18 protein-coding genes are annotated in these 15,679 nt (G+C 71.7%); 7 read left to right on the forward strand and 11 right to left on the reverse strand.

What is annotated here, in order from left to right:
- Positions 1–47: 47 nt before the first annotated feature.
- Complete coding sequence (locus LRS14_RS03500; protein WP_257798607.1) at positions 48–308, reverse strand: hypothetical protein; 261 nt, start codon at positions 306–308, stop codon at positions 48–50.
- Positions 309–358: 50 nt separating this feature from the next.
- Between LRS14_RS03500 and LRS14_RS03505 the strand changes: the two genes are divergently transcribed.
- Together LRS14_RS03505 and LRS14_RS03510 are read left to right on the forward strand one after the other, a co-directional pair.
- A complete protein-coding gene (locus tag LRS14_RS03505; RefSeq protein ID WP_257798608.1) occupies positions 359–2,101 on the forward strand; it encodes an ExeM/NucH family extracellular endonuclease in 1,743 nt (580 codons plus the stop codon).
- Between the two features lie 21 nt (positions 2,102–2,122).
- Positions 2,123–3,043, forward strand: a complete 921-nt coding sequence (locus tag LRS14_RS03510; protein WP_257798609.1) for a LysR family transcriptional regulator — start codon at positions 2,123–2,125, stop codon at positions 3,041–3,043.
- A gap of 27 nt (positions 3,044–3,070) precedes the next feature.
- Here the strand turns inward: LRS14_RS03510 and LRS14_RS03515 are convergent, their stop codons facing one another.
- Together LRS14_RS03515 and uraD are read right to left on the reverse strand one after the other, a co-directional pair.
- A complete protein-coding gene (locus LRS14_RS03515; protein ID WP_257798610.1) occupies positions 3,071–4,069 on the reverse strand; it encodes a tripartite tricarboxylate transporter substrate binding protein in 999 nt (332 codons plus the stop codon).
- A 63-nt stretch (positions 4,070–4,132) separates the two neighbouring features.
- Positions 4,133–4,657, reverse strand: a complete 525-nt coding sequence (gene uraD / locus LRS14_RS03520) for a 2-oxo-4-hydroxy-4-carboxy-5-ureidoimidazoline decarboxylase (protein ID WP_257798611.1) — start codon at positions 4,655–4,657, stop codon at positions 4,133–4,135.
- A gap of 85 nt (positions 4,658–4,742) precedes the next feature.
- Between uraD and LRS14_RS03525 the strand changes: the two genes are divergently transcribed.
- Entirely contained in the window at positions 4,743–5,702 is a 960-nt protein-coding gene (locus LRS14_RS03525) for a LysR family transcriptional regulator (protein ID WP_310740791.1), read from the forward strand.
- On the opposite strand, the gene LRS14_RS03530 is transcribed toward LRS14_RS03525, so the two are convergent.
- Positions 5,683–6,069, reverse strand: a complete 387-nt coding sequence (locus LRS14_RS03530) for a translation initiation factor Sui1 (RefSeq protein ID WP_257798613.1) — start codon at positions 6,067–6,069, stop codon at positions 5,683–5,685. The genes LRS14_RS03525 and LRS14_RS03530 overlap by 20 nt on opposite strands.
- 87 nt (positions 6,070–6,156) lie before the next feature.
- Here LRS14_RS03530 and LRS14_RS03535 point away from each other — a divergent pair, with 87 nt between their 5' ends.
- On the forward strand, positions 6,157–7,194 hold the full coding sequence (locus LRS14_RS03535; protein ID WP_257798614.1) for an RNA methyltransferase: 1,038 nt from the start codon (positions 6,157–6,159) through the stop codon (positions 7,192–7,194).
- Between the two features lie 19 nt (positions 7,195–7,213).
- On the opposite strand, the gene LRS14_RS03540 is transcribed toward LRS14_RS03535, so the two are convergent.
- Positions 7,214–8,548, reverse strand: a complete 1,335-nt coding sequence (locus tag LRS14_RS03540) for a sorbosone dehydrogenase family protein (protein ID WP_257798615.1) — start codon at positions 8,546–8,548, stop codon at positions 7,214–7,216.
- A gap of 236 nt (positions 8,549–8,784) precedes the next feature.
- Here LRS14_RS03540 and LRS14_RS03545 point away from each other — a divergent pair, with 236 nt between their 5' ends.
- On the forward strand, positions 8,785–8,988 hold the full coding sequence (locus LRS14_RS03545; protein WP_257798616.1) for a hypothetical protein: 204 nt from the start codon (positions 8,785–8,787) through the stop codon (positions 8,986–8,988).
- Between the two features lie 35 nt (positions 8,989–9,023).
- The gene (locus tag LRS14_RS03550; RefSeq protein ID WP_257798617.1) at positions 9,024–9,533 is read left to right on the forward strand and encodes a hypothetical protein; all 510 of its coding nucleotides are present in this window, start codon (positions 9,024–9,026) and stop codon (positions 9,531–9,533) included.
- 15 nt (positions 9,534–9,548) lie between these two features.
- Here LRS14_RS03550 and LRS14_RS03555 read toward each other — a convergent pair whose 3' ends face one another.
- The 3 genes from LRS14_RS03555 to LRS14_RS03565 are packed head-to-tail and all read right to left on the reverse strand — an operon-like array spanning position 9,549 to position 11,518.
- Positions 9,549–10,043, reverse strand: coding sequence for a YgjP-like metallopeptidase domain-containing protein (locus tag LRS14_RS03555; protein ID WP_046115325.1), 495 nt, complete (start codon positions 10,041–10,043; stop codon positions 9,549–9,551).
- 9 nt (positions 10,044–10,052) lie between these two features.
- A complete protein-coding gene (locus LRS14_RS03560; RefSeq protein WP_257798618.1) occupies positions 10,053–10,931 on the reverse strand; it encodes an ester cyclase in 879 nt (292 codons plus the stop codon).
- Between the two features lie 8 nt (positions 10,932–10,939).
- Positions 10,940–11,518 carry a malonic semialdehyde reductase gene (locus tag LRS14_RS03565; protein ID WP_257800401.1) on the reverse strand — a complete coding sequence of 193 codons (579 nt, stop codon included), beginning with the start codon at positions 11,516–11,518 and terminating at the stop codon, positions 10,940–10,942.
- Between the two features lie 259 nt (positions 11,519–11,777).
- Between LRS14_RS03565 and LRS14_RS03570 the strand changes: the two genes are divergently transcribed.
- On the forward strand, positions 11,778–11,900 hold the full coding sequence (locus LRS14_RS03570) for a hypothetical protein (protein WP_257798619.1): 123 nt from the start codon (positions 11,778–11,780) through the stop codon (positions 11,898–11,900).
- On the opposite strand, the gene LRS14_RS03575 is transcribed toward LRS14_RS03570, so the two are convergent.
- From LRS14_RS03575 to LRS14_RS03585, 3 genes are read right to left on the reverse strand one after another with little or no spacing between them, the layout of a single operon-like run.
- Positions 11,901–12,512 (reverse strand): class I SAM-dependent methyltransferase, encoded by a 612-nt coding sequence (locus LRS14_RS03575; protein WP_257798620.1) that lies wholly within the window; start codon positions 12,510–12,512, stop codon positions 11,901–11,903.
- Between the two features lie 9 nt (positions 12,513–12,521).
- On the reverse strand, positions 12,522–13,364 hold the full coding sequence (locus tag LRS14_RS03580; RefSeq protein ID WP_046115313.1) for a PA4780 family RIO1-like protein kinase: 843 nt from the start codon (positions 13,362–13,364) through the stop codon (positions 12,522–12,524).
- Positions 13,361–15,643: a helicase-related protein gene (locus LRS14_RS03585; RefSeq protein ID WP_257798621.1), complete on the reverse strand. Its 2,283-nt coding sequence runs from the start codon at positions 15,641–15,643 to the stop codon at positions 13,361–13,363. The genes LRS14_RS03580 and LRS14_RS03585 overlap by 4 nt, the downstream gene beginning before the upstream one ends.
- Positions 15,644–15,679: the final 36 nt, after the last annotated feature.

Here is a 15,679-nt window from a genome sequence, read left to right on the forward strand (position 1 = left end):
GGCCGAGTTCCGCCGCCGAGGCGCGCCGCAAGTTTCGCTTGTGCAAATCAGGGCAGCCGCCGGTCCTCGGCGTCGATGTACAGCGTGGCGCAGTCGTAGCCGAAGTCGAAGGCCTCCTGCAGGCTGCGCAGCTGGATCTGCGGCAGCGGCACGCTGACCTCGGCCTCGCTCTCCGACCCGCGCACGCCCACATGCAGCGGCCACATCTGGCCGGCCAACGGCTCGGTGGTGGACAGGCGGATGCGGTAGCCGCTGTGCGCACCGTAGCCTTCGATGCGGCGGCCGTTGCGTGTGATCTCGTATTTCATCGTGGGCAGGATGGCAGGCAAACAGCCCGCACCGGGATGGAGCAATCGACGTGCCCTTGACGCTGCGCGGGCTTGGGGCAGCGGGCCTGGCCGCGGCCTGCGTGCTGGCCCAGGCGGCCGATCGGCCGATCGCGGCCATCCAGGGCAGCGGCGCTGCCAGTCCGCTGCAAGGGCAGGTGGTCAGCACCACCGGCGTGGTGACGGCGGTGCTGGCCGGCAGCTTCCACCTGCAGGACCCGGTGGGCGACGGCGATGCTCGTACCTCCGAAGGCCTGCAGGTGCATGCCCGGGCCCGCCAGGGCATGGTGCCTGGCATGCGGGTGCGCGTCACCGGCCGGGTGGTGGAGTGGGCGCCGCGCGGCGCAGCGCCGGGCACCGGCACCACGCAGCTGGACGAGGTGAGCGGCATCGAGCTGCTGGGTCCGGCCCCGCGGCCGGTGGAGCCGCTGGCCTTGCGGCTCCCGCTGCCCGCCGGCCACGACCTGGAGCGGCATGAAGGCATGCTGGTGCGGCTGCTGGGCCCGCTCACCGTGCTGCGGAACGACCTGCTGGGCCGGTACGGCCAGCTCACGCTCGCGGCCGGCGGCCGCCAGCAGATTCCCACCGACCTGCAGCGCCCCGGCCCGGCCGCGCTGCGCCTGGCCCGGCAGCAGGCTGCGCTGCGCATCGTGCTGGACGATGGCCGCAGCAGCAGCCATCCATCGCCGGTGCCGTTCCTCCATGCCGATGGCACGCTGCGCGCAGGCGAGACCACGGCCGAGGTGGTCGGCGTGCTGGACCAGGGCCCCATCGGCCTGCAGGCCGGCGGTGCGCAGGGCTGGCGGCTGCAGGCGGTGCAGCCGCCGGTGTTCCAGCGTCCGCAGCCGCGCCCGGGCACGCCGCCGGCCGTGGGCGGCGAGCTGCGGGTGGCCAGCTTCAACCTGCTCAACTACTTCACCCGGCCCAACCCGCAGCGCGGTGCCGACAACGCCGAGGAACTGGCCCGCCAGCAGGCCAAGCTGGTGGCGGCGCTGCAGGCCATCGGTGCCGACGTGCTGGGGCTGATGGAGATCGAGAACCAGCCGCAGGCGCCGCAGCACCTGGCCGATGCGCTGAATGCGGTGATGGGCGCGGGCACCTATGCGGCCGTGCCCCAGGCCGCCTTCACCGGCACCGATGCCATCCAGGTGGCGCTGCTGTACCGCCCGGCACGGCTGCGGCGGCTGGGCGCGCCCGCCACCGATGCCGACCCGGTGCACCACCGCCCGCCCCTGGCCCAGCGCTTCCAGCCTGTGGACGGCGGCGAGCCGTTCACCGTGATCGTCAACCACTTCAAGAGCAAGCGCTGCGGCGATGCCCAGGGCGCCGACGCCGACCAGGCGGACGGCCAGGGCTGCTTCAATGCCCGCCGCGTGGCGCAGGCACGGGCGCTGGCCGGCTTCGTGCAGCGGCAGGGGCCGCAGGCGCTGGTGATCGGCGACCTCAATGCCTACGCGCAGGAAGACCCGCTGCAGCGGCTGCGCCAGGCCGGTCTGGTGGACCTGCTGCAGCAGCATGCGCCCGGTGCCCACACCTATGTGCACGACGGCGCGGCCGGCCGGCTGGACCATGCGCTGGCCTCGCCGGCGCTGGCGCCGCGGGTGGCCGGCGCGGCGGTGTGGCACATCAATGCCGACGAGCCGGCGCTGCTGGACTACAACCTGGAAGGCCGGGCGCCGGGCTGCAGCCGCTGCGCACCGGACGCCTGGCGGCCCGACGCCTTCCGGTCGTCCGACCACGATCCGGTGATCGTCGGCCTGCGCCGCCGGCGCTGAGGGCGGCGAGGAGGGTATGTGATGGATGCGGTGTCCGACCTGGCGTTCTTCGTGATGCTGTCGCAGCGCGGCAGCCTGGCTGCCTGCGCGCAGGTGCTGGGCGTCACGCCGCCCACCGTCAGCAAGCGGCTGGCCGCATTGGAAAGGCGGCTGGGCGTGCGGCTGCTCAACCGCACCACGCGCCGCATGGCGCTCACCGCCGAAGGCGAGGCCTATGTGGCCGAAGGCAGCCGGCTGATCGCCGAGCTGGCGCAGCTGGAGCAGCGGGTGGCCGCCGCCCGGGGCACGCCGCGCGGGCTGCTGCGGGTGCATGCCACGCTGGGCTTCGGCCGGCGCTACATCGCGCCGCTGGTCTCGCGCTTCATGCAGCAGCATGCCGACGTGGACGTGCTGCTGCAGCTGAGCGACAAGCCGCCCGGCCGCGACGAGGGCCACTTCGACGTGATGGTGCGCGTGGGCGAGCTGCGCGACGCGCGGCTGAACGCCCGACGGCTGGCGCCCAACCGGCGGCTGCTGGTGGCCTCGCCGCTGTACCTGAAGCAGGCGGGCGAGCCGCGCACACCGGCCGAGCTGCATGCGCATGGCTGCATCGTCATCCGGCAGGACGAGGAGACCTTCGGCAGCTGGCAGCTGCGCCAGGGCAGCCGCAGCGAGACGGTGAAGGTGCGCGGCCGCTGCAGCACCAATGACGGCGAGACCGCGATGGCCTGGGCGCTGGACGGCCACGGCATCCTGCTGCGCTCGGAGTGGGACGCGGCGCCCTACCTGCGCTCGGGCCGGCTGCAGCAGGTGCTGCCGGGCTGGACGGTGCCCTCGGCCGACATCCATGCGGTGTACCCCACCCAGCACAACCTGGCCGCCCGCACGCGTGCCTTCATCGACTTCCTGGCCGAAGGCCTGGCCGACAGGCGCCCGACCCGGCGCGGCGCGGGCGGGTGGTGAGCTGGGCTCAGCTGACCGGGTGCCGCTTCAAGGTCTGAGGTTGGCGGCCTTGATGGCCGGCGCCCAGTCGTTCACCTGCTTGCCCACGAAGCCCGCGAAGGCTTCGCCGTTGAGCTTCATCGGCGTGATGCCCAGTTCCTCGAAGCGCTTGACGATGGCCGGCTGCGCCACCACGTCGGCCAGCGCGGTGGCCAGCTTGTCGGTCACGTCCTTCGGCAGCCCGGCGGGGCCGGAGATGCCGAAGTAGTTGTCGGCCACCAGGTCGGCATAGCCCAGCTCCACCACCGTGGGCACTTCTGGCGCCAGCGGCGAGCGGCTGCGCGAGGTAACGGCCAGGCCCTTGATCTGCCCGCTCTTGAGCATCGGCACGTAGGCGGTGATCACGTCGATGCCCAGCGAGATCTGCCCGGCGATCAGGTCGGTGGTCATCGGCGCGCCGCCGCGGTAGGGCACGTGCGTCATGTCCAGCTTCATGTCGACCTTGATCATCTCGCCGACGATCTGGCCGATGGAGCCGGGCCCGCCGCTGCCAAAGCTGATGTTGCCCTTGGCGGCGGCTACGGCCTTGGGCAGGTCCTTCAGCGTGGCCATGCCGGCCTGCGGATTGGCCATCACCAGCACCGGCGCCACGCCCAGCATCGCCACATGGGTGAACTGCCTGACCGGGTCGTAGGGCGGCTTGGCCAGCGTGAAGGGGCCGATCGACAGCGGCGTGCTGTTGGACAGCATCAGCGTGTAGCCATCGGGGGCGGAGCGTGCCACCTCGGCGCCGCCGATGGTGCCGCCGGCACCCGGCTTGTTGTCCACCACCACCGTCTGGCCCAGGGCCTTGCCCAGCGGGCCGGCGATCTCGCGCGCCACGATGTCGCTGGCGCCGCCGGCGGCGAAGGTGACGACGATGCGGATCGGCTTGTCGGGCCAGGCGGCCTGCACCGCGCTGGCGCCCGCGGCCAGCGCCAGCGCGGCCAGCAACGACAGGACGCGGCGCGGGCCGCGGGGCGAGGAGGGGGTCAGGGCAGGGCGCATGGGCGGCTCCGGTACGGGCGGGTGGATCGACGGCAGGAACAGGGGCGGCGTGCGGGTGGCCGCTCAGGCGGCTTCATGCACGCGCTGGGCCAGCCGCAGCCGGGAGATGGCGGCGATCTCGTCGAGCGCATGCCGCAGCTCGGTGCCGCGTGTGTTGTGCAGCCGCTGCAGGAAGGCCTGCAGCGCACTGGCCCGGTCGTGCCGGCGGATGCACAGGATGAAGGGGAAGCCGAATTGCTCGCGGTAGGCGGTGTTGAGCGCATCCCATTGCGCGGCCTCGTCGGCGGCCAGCGCCTGCAGCGCCAGGCTGCCCTGCTCGTCGGCCGAATCGGCGGTCATGGTGCCGGCGCGGGCGGCGCTGCCGGCCAGTTCCGGGTGCCCGCGCAGCAATTCCAGCAGCGCAGGCTCCGGCAGCGCCTGCAGCACGGCCATCATGGCCGCATGCAGCGCATCGACGCTGCGGAAGGGGCGGGCGGGCAGCGCGGCTTCGGCCACCCAGGGCGCATGCTCGAACACGGTGCCCAGCACCGTGAGGAAGCGCTCCGGCGGGCAGCTGTTCAGCTCGGCGAGGGTGGGCGGCAGGTCCATGCAGACATGCTAGGCAGCGGCTGCATTGCCGTCCATCAGCATCGAGGCAATACTGCGTGCTCCAAATCAGTACGCAGGAGCTGCCGTGCGCCACTCGCTGTTGCCCACCGTGCTGCGCTACATCGACCAGGTGGCCCGCTCCGGCTCGGTGCAGGGCGCTGCGCGCGAGCTGCATGTGGCCGCCTCGGCAGTCAACCGCCAGGTGCTGCAGCTGGAGGAGGAGCTGGGCGTGGCGCTGTTCGAGCGGCTGCCGCGCGGGATGCGGCTGACCTCGGCCGGCGATGCGGTGGTGGCGCTGGCCCGCCGCTGGCGCCATGACGAACGCCGGCTGGTGGCCGACATCCGGCAGATGCAGGGCGTGTTCCAGGGCCGGGTGCGCATCGTGGCGATGGACAGCCACAGCACCAGCGTGCTGCCGGCGCTGGTGGAGCGGCTGGGCGCCGAGCATCCGCGCATCTCGCTGGACATCGACATCCGCAGCACCGACGAGGCGGTGGCCGCGCTGCTGGCCGGCCAGGCCGACGTGGTGGCCGGCTTCAACCTCAGCCCGCGGCGCGAGCTGCTGGCGCTGTGGCAGGCCACGCTGCCGCTGGGCTGCGTGGTGGCGCCGGGGCATGCGCTGGCCGGCCTGCCCAGCGTCAGCCTGCAGGAGGTGGGCGCGCATCCCATCGTTCTGCAGAGCAAGGCGCTGCTGATCCGCCGCTACCTGGAGGCGCATTACCACTGGCTGTTCGCCGACAGCCGCACGCGGGTGGAGACCAACTCGCTGCAGCTGGTGAAGATGCTGGCGCGCCAGGGCCGGCATGTGGCGCTCACCTCGGAGCTGGACGCGGCGCCGGAGCTGATCGCCGGCACGCTGTGCTTCGTGCCGGTGCGCGACCAGGGCGCCGAGCCGCAGACGGTGGCCGTGGCCATCGACGCCGGCAAGCCGCCGGGGCCGATCGTGAAGACGGTGGCCACGGTGCTGGCCGAGTGCATCGCGGCCTGCCTGGAGGAAGTGCGGCGCGTGGCCGCGGCCAGCGGCCTCAGCCGCCAGCTTTCCTGACGGTGTAGCCGGCCGCCTGCAGGTGGGCGACGACCTTGTCGCGGTGGTCGCCCTGGATTTCGATCACGCCGTCCTTCGCGGTGCCGCCGCTGCCGCACAGGGTCTTGAGCCGCGTGCCCATGGCCGACAGCGCCGCAGGCTCCAGCGGCAGGCCGCGCACGATCGTCACCGCCTTGCCGCCGCGGCCCTTGGTCTCGCGGCCCACGCGCACGATGCCGTCGGCGGCGGCCAGCTTCTGCTGCGCGGCCAGCGCGGCGCACTGGCACCGGGCCAGCGGCTGCCGGCATTGCGGGCACATCCGGCCGGCGTCGGTGGAATAGACCAGGCCGCCGCTGGCGGCCGGTGAGGAGGAAGCGCGGGATTTCATGGCAGCAGGTTAAGCCCTGCGGACCGCTTCGCCGCCGCGCGGCTGCCTACACTCCCGGCCTTCGCCGCCGCTTCATCCTGCCGTTCCATGCGCATCGACCAGCTCCGCCAATTCCTGCGCGCCCTGGGCGCCAAGCCCACCCACGAGGCGCGGCTGCTGCGCCAGTGGGTGCAGGCGCGTGCGCTGGAGGGCGGCCGCAGCCAGGCCGAGCACTTCCTGCCGCTGGCCATCCGCCAGGCGCTGCCGGCCCTGGGCGCGGAGCTGGCCGGCCTGGCTACGATCAGGTCGGCCCATCCGGCCGAAGACGGCGCCGAGCGGCTGCTGGTGGCGCTGGCCGATGGCCAGGCGGTGGAAAGCGTGCTGCTGCCGCGCGACGGCGTGTGCGTGTCCACCCAGGTGGGCTGCGCGGTGGGCTGCGTGTTCTGCATGACCGGCCGCGACGGCCTGCTGCGCCAGGTGAGCAGCGGGGAGATCGTGGCCCAGGTGGTGCTGGCCCGCCAGCGCCGGCCGGTGAAGAAGGTGGTGTTCATGGGCATGGGCGAGCCCGCGCACAACCTGGACAACGTGATGCAGGCCATCGAGCTGCTGGGGCAGGAAGGCGGCATCGGCCACAAGCAGCTGGTGTTCTCCACCGTGGGCGACGAACGGGTGTTCGAGCGGCTGCCGCAGGGCCCGGTGAAGCCGGCGCTGGCACTGTCGCTGCACAGCACCTTCGCCGACAAGCGGGCCGAACTGCTGCCGCGCGCGCCGCGCTTCGACCCCGCCGCGCTGGTGGAGGCCGGCGAGCGCTATGCCCGCGCCACCGGCTACCCGATCCAGTACCAGTGGACGCTGCTGGCCGGCATCAACGACGGCGACGACGAGCTGGACCGCATCGCCACGCTGCTGCAGGGCCGCTACGCGATGATGAACTTCATCCCCTACAACACCAACGAGGGCCTGCCGTTCCGCCGGCCCGATGGCGAGCGCGCGGCCGAGATGGCGCGGGCATTGAACCGCCGCGGCGTGCTGACGCGGCTGCGCTGGTCGGCCGGCCAGGACATCGACGGCGGCTGCGGCCAGCTGCGCGCGCGCGAGGCCGCGCCGCGGCGCACGGCGCGCAGCATCCCCATCGCCGCGGCCTGAAGGCGCCGCGGGCCGGTATTCAACGGGCGGCGGTCACCCGCCAGATGATGTTGCCCACGTCGTCGGCCACCAGCAGGCCGCCCTTCTTGTCGATGGCCACGCCCACCGGCCGGCCCTGGGCCTTGTCCTCGGCATTGATGAAGCCGGTGAGCACCTCCACCGGTGCGCCGGCCGGCTTGCCGCCCTGGAAGGGCACGAAGATCACCCGGTAGCCGCTGCGCGGCTTGCGGTTCCAGCTGCCGTGCTGGCCCACGAACATGCCGTTGGCAAAGGCCGGCGGCAGGCTGTTGCCGGCCGACCAGGCCAGGCCCAGCGAGGCGGTGTGCGGGCCCAGCGCGTAGTCGGGCTTGATGGCCTTGGCCACCAGGTCCGGGCGCGGCGGCTGCACCCGCTCGTCCACGTTCTGGCCGTAGTAGCTGTAGGGCCAGCCGTAGAAGCCGCCGTCCTGCACCGAGGTCATGTAGTCCGGCACCAGGTCGCTGCCGATCTCGTCGCGCTCGTTGACCGCGGTCCACAGCATCTTGCTGTCGGGCTGCCAGGCCAGGCCCACCGGGTTGCGCAGGCCGGAGGCATACACCCGCTGCGCGCCGCTGGCTGCGTCGATCTCCAGGATGGCGGCGCGGCGCTCCTCCTCGGCCATGCCGTGCTCGGCGACGTTGCTGTTGCTGCCCACGCCCACGTAGAGCTTGCTGCCGTCGGCGCTGGCGATCAGGCTCTTGGTCCAGTGGTGGTTGCGGCCGGCCGGCAGGTCGGCGATTTTGGTGCCGTTGCCTTCGATCCTCTGCGCGCCGGCCTTGTAGTCGAAGCGCACCAGCGCGTCGGCATTGGCCACGTAGAACTTGTCGCCCACCAGCGCCATGCCGAAGGGCGACATCAGGTTCTCCAGGAAGACCGAGCGCTGCTCGGCCACGCCGTCGCCATCGGCATCTCGCAGCAGCGTGATGCGGTTGGCGCTGGGCACGCCGGCGCCGGCCTTGGCCATCACCTTCTTCATCACCCAGCCCTTGATGCCGCCGCTCTTGTCCTCCGGCTTGGGCGGGGCATTGGTCTCGGCCACCAGCACGTCGCCGTTGGGCAGCACGTACAGCCAGCGCGGATGGTCCAGGCCTTCGGCGAAGCGGGCCACGGTGGTGCCTTGCGCGGCCTGGGGCGCGGCGCCGGCCGGCCAGGCGCTGGCCTCGGCCACGTTCACCGTCGGGATCAGCGACTTGTTGGGCGCCGGCAGCTTGGGATCGGGGCCGATGCCGTCCTGCACCTGCAGGCTGGCGGTGTCGCCGCAGCCGGCCAGGGCCAGCAGCAGGGCGGCCGATCCGGCGGCCAGCACGGGTCGGTAGGTTCGGTGGGCAGGGCGCATGGCGGTCTCCGGAAAAGGGATGCCGCCTCGTGCGCGGGCGGCCTGGCCGGGCGGCAACGGCCGTACCTGCGCATGATCTTGTCAGACAACGCCTCATGCGGCGGTGGGACTTGCGCGCGATGCGCCGCCGGCCGCTTCACAGGGGCAGGGCGCGCGCGTAGCCTTGGCGGCAATGCCAGGAGCAAGAGATGTCCGCACTGCGTTCCGATAGCCGCCCGCCCGTCCGATACAACCGCATGCCTGTGGCGCCGCGTCCCGCGCTGCGTTCGGTGCCCTTCCACCTGCCGCAGCCGCGGCCGGCACTGGAAGAGGACGACGAGCTGGCGCCGTGGCTCACCGTCTATGCCGACGAGGACGAGCCCGGCAGCGACGAGGAACTGCTGCTGGAGCAGCCCGACCTGGCGCGCCAGCCGATGCGCCCGGGCAGCGCTGCCGCCTGACACGCCAGCCGCGGGGCGGCCGGTACCATGCCGGCATGAATGCCCCGCTCAACGACCTGCACGCCCAGGAAGACAGCCCCGAAGACACCGCCATCCACGAGCCGCGCCTGTGGCGCGACAACGGCTGGACGGCCCGCGTCATCAAGAACGAGGACGACGACGGCTGGGCGGTGGAGATGGTCAAGCAGGGCGAGCCCGAGCCCGCGCTGGTCGGCCCCTGGACCATGGGCCGCGACAAGAAGAACCCCAAGCCGCTGGACACCGCCGCCTTCAACACCCTGGTCAAGACCGCCAGCGAGGTGCTGCGCCGGCATGAGCAGCAGCTGCATGCGCTGCTGCACCAGCAGCTCACCGTCACCGCGGCCCAGGGACCGGTGAGCGTCACGCTGGACATCGTGCCCGACGACGATGATCCGCATGCCCTGCTCACCGCCGAGGACGAAGCCGGCGAGCAGCTGGCCCAGGTGCGCGTGGCCGCCGGCTTCAAGCTCAACCGTGCCAGCGCCACCGCCTGGATCGACAGCGGCTTCGCCAAGCCGCGCTGAGACGCGCGGGCCGGCTCAGCCGGTGGGCGCCTCCAGCTCCATTGCGGTCAGCCACAGGCGCACGTCGAACTCCAGCTGGTGGTAGGCCGGCTCCATGTGGGTGCACAGGGCATAGAAGGCCTTGTCGTGCTCGCGCTCCTTCAGGTGCGCCAGCTCATGCACCACGATCATGCGCAGGAAGGGCGCCGGCGCTTCCTTGAACAGGCTGGCCACGCGGATCTCGCGCTTGGCCTTGAGCTTGTTGCCCTGCACCCGCGACACCGTGGTGTGCGTGCCCAGCGCATGCTGGATGACCTTGAGCTTGTTGTCGTAGGCCACCTTGCTGAGCGGGGCCGCATTGCGCAGGTACTGCGCGCGCAGCTCGCCCACGTAGTCGTACAGCGCCCGGTCGGTGCGCACCTCGTGCGGCTCGGGATACCGGCGCGCCAGGCTGGGGCCCAGCTCACCGGCATCGATGGCCCGCTGCACCTGGGCGATCAGCTCGGGCGCATAGCCGGTGAGGTACTTCAGGGTCAAGGGTCAGCCCGGGTAGGAGAAGGGATCGTTGGTGTTGAGCGAGGTGCCCGTCATCGATTCCAGCACATCCCAGTGTTCGACGATGCGGCCCTGGGCATCGAAGCGGAACAGGTCCATCGCGCCGGTGCCCGGGTCGTTCGGCACGCTGGTGTCCACCACCTGCGAATGCACCAGCACCATGTCGCCATAGGCGATGGTCTTGGCCACCCGGGTGCGCGAGCGGTAGCCGGCGTCCCGCAGGCCGGCCAGCATCTGCAGGAAGGCCTGCTTGCCGTCGGCCACCGTGGGGTTGTGCTGGATGTAGGCCTCGGACACGAAGTCCTGCACCGGCGACAGGTCGGCCAGGTTGTCGAACACCCGCAGCACCGCCAGCGCGCGGGCGCGGTTGCGCTCCGGGTCCTGCGGCGCACGCGGATCGGCGTCGGGGCCGGCATGCATCGTGTTGCCGTTGGCCGCGGTGGCCGGCACGTTCTGGAACTGGTCCCAGTGCTCCACCAGCTTGCCGTTCTCGATGCGCCACACGTCCACGTACAGCACCTGCTGCGTGCCGATGGTCCACAGCGAATGCAGCGCGGCGTACGGGCCTTCGGCCACCACGCGCAGGATCTGCACCTGGTTGCTGCTGGCCGCGTGGGCGGTCAGTTCATCGCGCAGCGGCTGCACGCCGTCGGCATAGCCGGTGGCGTGCTGCAGGTAGCTGCTGCCCACGTAGGCATCGAAGCGCGCCAGGTTGCGATCGACGATCACCTCCTGGTAGAAGCCGCGGGCGATGCGTGCCGAGCGCTCGGATTCGTCATGGCCGTGGCCATCGCTGCCAAGGCAGCCGGTCAGCACGAAGGCGGCGGCCAGTGCCAGCAGCGCGGTCTTGATGAGTCGGTTCATGGCGCGCCTCAGGCCAGCACGGCGGCTTGTTCGAACGACAGGCGCGGGCCGCGCGGGTAGTTGCCCGTGGCGTCGCCGTAGCCCAGGTTGATCAGGAAGTTGACTTTCCAGCGGCCGTCGGCGAAGAACGCCGCGTTGACCTTGCCGGGATCGAAGCCGCTCATCGGGCCGCAATCCAGGCCGAGCTGGCGGGCCGCGATCATCAGGTACGCGCCCTGCAGCGAGCTGTTGCGCAGGGCGGTGGTGTCGGCCAGCGCGGCGTTGCCTTCGAACATCGGCTTGGCATCCACCGCCGGGAACTGCTCGGGCAGATGGTCGTAGAAGCGCGTGTCCGACGCCACGATCACGGTGACCGGCGCGGCCAGCGTCTTGGCGGCGTTGCCGGGCGCCATCGCCACGGCCAGCCGGGCCTTGGCCTCGGCGCTGCGCGCGAACACGAAGCGTGCCGGCTGGCTGTTCATCGAGGTCGGGCCCCACTTGGCCAGCTCGTACAGCTGCTGCAGCGTCTCGTCGGTCACTGGCTGGTCGGTGAACTGGTTGAAGGTGCGGGCGTGCAGGAATGTTTGTTCGAGGGCGGCGGCAGGCAGGGGGGCGGGACATGGCGCGTCGGTCTGGAAAGTGGATGACCGGGCCAGTGTGTTCAGTGCCGGCCACCGGATAAAGCGGCCGTTGCGGGCATGTCTGTTGCGCGGCGCGGGCAGGTCGGCTGCGCACGGGCCGTGCTTGGGCGGGTCCTGCGCAGCGTCAGCATTCACCAAGGCCATCTACAGGCTCGGTGCGCCCACAGGCGACAACAGCCGCCTGCTGGAACAACTGGCGCGACCGGGTGGCACGCGGGCATGGTGGGTGGCGATCGCGCCGCTGCTGGTGGTGTGCCTGAGCGGCGTCGCCGCCGGGATCGCGGTGCCGATGTACCAGGACGCTGCCACGCGCCAGCAGATGCGGCAGGCTGCCAAGCCGGGTCGCTGATCAGGCCGCCGGCCGGCCCCAGGCCAGCGCCAGATTGTGGGCCGGCATGTCGAAGCGGCGCTGCAGCTGCAGCCCGGCTGCGGCGGCTTCGGCCTGCACCTCGTGCAGCCAGCGGATGCCCCAGGCGGCGTTGCGCTGCTTCAGGTCGGCGTCGAAGGCCAGGTTGCCGGGCGAGGGTGGCTCGCCCTGCACGAAGTAGGGCCCGTAGGTCAGCAGCAGGCCGCCGGCTCGCAGGTGCCGGGCCGCGCCCTGCATCAGCGCCCGGGTGGTGGCCCAGGGCGAGATGTGGATCATGTTGGCGCAGAACACCAGGTCCACCTCGCTGGGCACGCCGGTCCAGTCGGGCGACATCACGTCCAGCTGCAGCGGCGGCTGCACGTTGCCGATGCCTTCGCACCACGCGGCGGTGGACTGCAAGGCCTCGGCCTGCGGATCGCTGGGCCACCACTGCCATCCCGGCAGCGCCGGCGCGAAATGGGCCGCATGCTGGCCGGTGCCGCAGGCAATCTCCAAGGCGGTGCCCTGCGGCGGCAGCAGCTGCAGCAGCACGTCGAGGATGGGGCCGCGGTTGCGTTCGCTCGCGGGGCTGAAGGGGCGGTGGTCGGTGGACATGCGTCCAGTCTAGAAACCCATGCGTTGCTGGCGCGCGACTTCCTCGTCGCGGGCATCGTCGATCTCGCGCATCACCGCGCGCAGGTCCACCGCCCCGCGCACCGGCTCGAAGCGGCCGGTCAGCGGCGTGTCCACCGTCAGCAGGCCCTTCTCGTACAGCGTCCACATCTCGGGGCCGTATTCGGTGGCGCGCAGCTCGGGCGCGAAGCGGCCGAAGAAGTGACGCAGGTTGCCCACGTCGCGCAGCAGCATGCGGGCCGCGTGGTTGTTGCCGGCGGCATCCACCGCCTGCGGCAGGTCGATGATCACCGGGCCGTCGGCGGCCAGCAGGATGTTGAATTCCGACAGGTCGCCGTGCACCACGCCCGCGCACAGCATGCGCACCGCCTCCTTCAGCAGCGTGGCGTGGTGGGCGCGTGCCTCCTCGGGCGTGAAGACCACGTCGTTCAGCCGCGGCGCGGCATCGCCGTCGGCATCGGCCACCAGCTCCATCAGCAGCACGCCGTCATGGAAGTTGTAGGGCGTGGGCACCCGCACGCCGGCGGCGGCCAGGCGGTACAGCGCATCCACCTCCGCGCTCTGCCAGGCCTCTTCCTGCGCCTGGCGGCCATAGCGGGTGCCCTTGGCCATCGCGCGGGCCTGGCGGCTGTTCTTCACCTTGCGGTTCTCGGTGTAGTCCACCGCCTGGCGGAAGCTGCGCTGCGTGGCCTCCTTGTAGACCTTGGCGCAGCGGGTGTCGTCGCCCACGCGCACCACGTACACCGTGGCTTCCTTGCCGCTCATCAGCTGCCGCACCACGCTGTCGATCAGGCCTTCGTCGATCAGCGGCTGCAGCCGCTTCGGGGCTTTCATCGCGCGCTGCGCTGGCGGCGCTGCTGGGCCAGCGGCCGCTTGCCCTTGAGCTGGCGCTCGATGCCGTCGTTGAGCCGGCTGCGCAGGTCCACCACCTCGTCCACATGGCCGTACACGCCAGGAAAGCGCAGGTCCAGCCACAGCCACAGCGTGCAGCTGCGCAGGGCCTGCTCCATGCGGTCGAGCCGGCTGTGGCTGTCCACCTCTTCCAGGAACCAGGGCTTGCCAGCCACGCCGCCCACCGCATGGTTGTGCGCCCAGTCGAGGTACAGCTGCACCTGCGAAGGGGTGCGGCTGTCCACCGGCGCCTGGGCATAGATGAAGCGTTCCTTCAGCGTGAGCTGGCCGGCATGCTGGTCCAGCTGCTCGGCCAGCTCCAGCATCTGTTCCAGCTCGGCCACGGCGAAGTGGGCATCGTCCAGCTTGAGCTGTTCCATGAACACGCCCAGCACCTCGCGCAGCCGGTTCTTCTTCATGCGGCTGGCGATGGTGTCCACATGCCAACCGTTGGGCGCCACCGGCGCCTTGAAGTCGCGCGGCGCCCGCGGCGCCTTGGGCAGCAGCTCCTTCAGCACCCGAGTGGCGCTGGGTTCGGCGTCCTTCAGCACGCCGACGAAGCCTTCCTCGTGGATGCCGAAGCGCCCGGCGCGGCCGGCGATCTGGTGCACTTCCGACTCGGTCAGCGTGCGGTCGCCCTGTCCGTCGAACTTCGTCATGGTGGAGAACAGCACCCGGCGGATCGGCAGGTTGAGCCCCATGCCGATGGCGTCGGTGGCCACCAGGATGTGCGACTCGCCTTGGGCGAAGCGCTCGGCCTCGCGCCGGCGCACCTCGGGCGGCAGCGCACCGTAGATCACGCTCACCGGATGGCCGTTGGCGGCGATCTGGTCGCGCAGCATCAGCACCTCGCGGCGGCTGAAGGCCACCACCGCGTCGCCCAGCTTCAAGGAGGGCAGCGGCACCGGCTGCGGCAGCAGCTGCACATGCTGCTTGCGCTCGAACTCGCGCACGGTGCAGCGCTCGCCGCACAGGCCCAGCAGGTTCTCGATCGCGGGTACCGCATAGGCCGAGCAGATGATGATCACCTCGTTGGCCGGCACCGCCACGATGGCCTGCGTCCAGGCCCAGCCGCGGGCGCTGTCGAAGATCATCTGCGCCTCGTCGATCACCGCCACGTCGATCGGCTGGCGGGTGTTCACCATCTCGATGGTGCTGGAGACGGCGCGGGCCTCGGGTGCGGGCACGTTCTCCTCGCCGGTCAGCAGCGAGCAGGGCACGCCGCGCGCGACCAGCCGGTCGCGGCCTTCCAGCGCCAGCAGCCGCAGCGGCGCCAGGTAGGCGCCGTCATGCGCCTGGGCCAGCCGCTCGAAGGCCGCATGGGTCTTGCCGCTGTTGGGCGGGCCCACGTACAGCGTGACGCTGCGCTGCAGCCGGCGCGCGATCTCGAAGGTGTCGGGGTAGCCCTGGAAGGCCAGCTCGGTGTTCAGGCCTTCCAGCGTGTCCAGCTCGGCGGCCTGGTGCTCCCAGCGCTCCTGCGCGCGGTTGAAGGCGGTCTTCAGCTCGGCCAGCGGCTGCGGCGTGGCACCTTCGGCCTGCAGCCGCGGTAGCAGCGAGTCGAGGTGCCGCGGGCTCAGCTGCCGGCTGCGTTCCACCAGGCCGTGCAGGTGGGCCAGCAGCTCGGGCGCGTTCGGGTGCTGCGGCGCCGGGCCCAGCGCGGCCAGCAGCGCCTCGCGGTCGCCGGTGCGGTAGAAGGTCCACACCGCATCCGCATCCACCGGGATGCGGAACAGCACCGGCACCGTCCACGGCGCCTGCGGCTCGGGCTGCGGCAGCCGGAAGGTGTGGCGGATCAGGCGCGTCCATTCACCCGCGCGGCGGGCCACGCCCAGGCTGTCCAGCACGGTGCTGCGCTCGACCAGCAGCGGCCGCATGTCGGGCCCGGTGCCCACGGCGGCGATGTGCGCCAGCGCCGAGTCCATCAGCGCCGGGTGGATCCACCGGCTGGGCCGGGCACCGGCGGCCGGCTTGGCCAGCAGCACGTAGCCCAGCTTGTCCAGGTGCTGCTCGAAGCCGGGGCTGCGCTCTTCCAGGAAGTCCGCCGGCTTGACCACCTGCGGCAGCGCATAGGCATGGTTGCGGATGGCCGCGAACTCGGTCTTGCCGATGTGCGCGGGCAACCGCCCGGCATGTTTCGGGTTGGGCAGGTTCGGCGTGTTGCGGCTGTCGGCGCTGGAAGCGGCCGCCGTTTCGTCTTGCGTGGGGGCAGGGGAGTTCGACATCAAATGGAATTCAGGCAGGCCCCGAGTGTCTCAGGC

This window comes from Aquincola sp. J276 (assembly GCF_024700035.1).
In the GTDB taxonomy this organism is placed as follows: Bacteria; Pseudomonadota; Gammaproteobacteria; order Burkholderiales; family Burkholderiaceae_C; genus Aquincola; species Aquincola tertiaricarbonis.

Bases quoted from the DNA above. Each gene is read 5' to 3' on its own strand.
- LRS14_RS03560 (WP_257798618.1), bottom strand. From the start codon at position 10,931: ATGAACCGACTCATCAAGACCGCGCTGCTGGCACTGGCCGCCGCCTTC.
- LRS14_RS03580 (WP_046115313.1), bottom strand. From the start codon at position 13,364: ATGAAAGCCCCGAAGCGGCTGCAGCCGCTGATCGACGAAGGCCTGATC.
- LRS14_RS03585 (WP_257798621.1), bottom strand. From the start codon at position 15,643: ATGTCGAACTCCCCTGCCCCCACGCAAGACGAAACGGCGGCCGCTTCC.
- LRS14_RS03575 (WP_257798620.1), bottom strand. From the start codon at position 12,512: ATGTCCACCGACCACCGCCCCTTCAGCCCCGCGAGCGAACGCAACCGC.
- LRS14_RS03500 (WP_257798607.1), bottom strand. From the start codon at position 308: ATGAAATACGAGATCACACGCAACGGCCGCCGCATCGAAGGCTACGGT.
- LRS14_RS03515 (WP_257798610.1), bottom strand. From the start codon at position 4,069: ATGCGCCCTGCCCTGACCCCCTCCTCGCCCCGCGGCCCGCGCCGCGTC.
- LRS14_RS03510 (WP_257798609.1), top strand. From the start codon at position 2,123: ATGGATGCGGTGTCCGACCTGGCGTTCTTCGTGATGCTGTCGCAGCGC.
- LRS14_RS03530 (WP_257798613.1), bottom strand. From the start codon at position 6,069: ATGAAATCCCGCGCTTCCTCCTCACCGGCCGCCAGCGGCGGCCTGGTC.
- LRS14_RS03545 (WP_257798616.1), top strand. From the start codon at position 8,785: ATGCCTGTGGCGCCGCGTCCCGCGCTGCGTTCGGTGCCCTTCCACCTG.
- uraD (WP_257798611.1), bottom strand. From the start codon at position 4,657: ATGGACCTGCCGCCCACCCTCGCCGAGCTGAACAGCTGCCCGCCGGAG.
- LRS14_RS03540 (WP_257798615.1), bottom strand. From the start codon at position 8,548: ATGCGCCCTGCCCACCGAACCTACCGACCCGTGCTGGCCGCCGGATCG.
- LRS14_RS03550 (WP_257798617.1), top strand. From the start codon at position 9,024: ATGAATGCCCCGCTCAACGACCTGCACGCCCAGGAAGACAGCCCCGAA.
- LRS14_RS03535 (WP_257798614.1), top strand. From the start codon at position 6,157: ATGCGCATCGACCAGCTCCGCCAATTCCTGCGCGCCCTGGGCGCCAAG.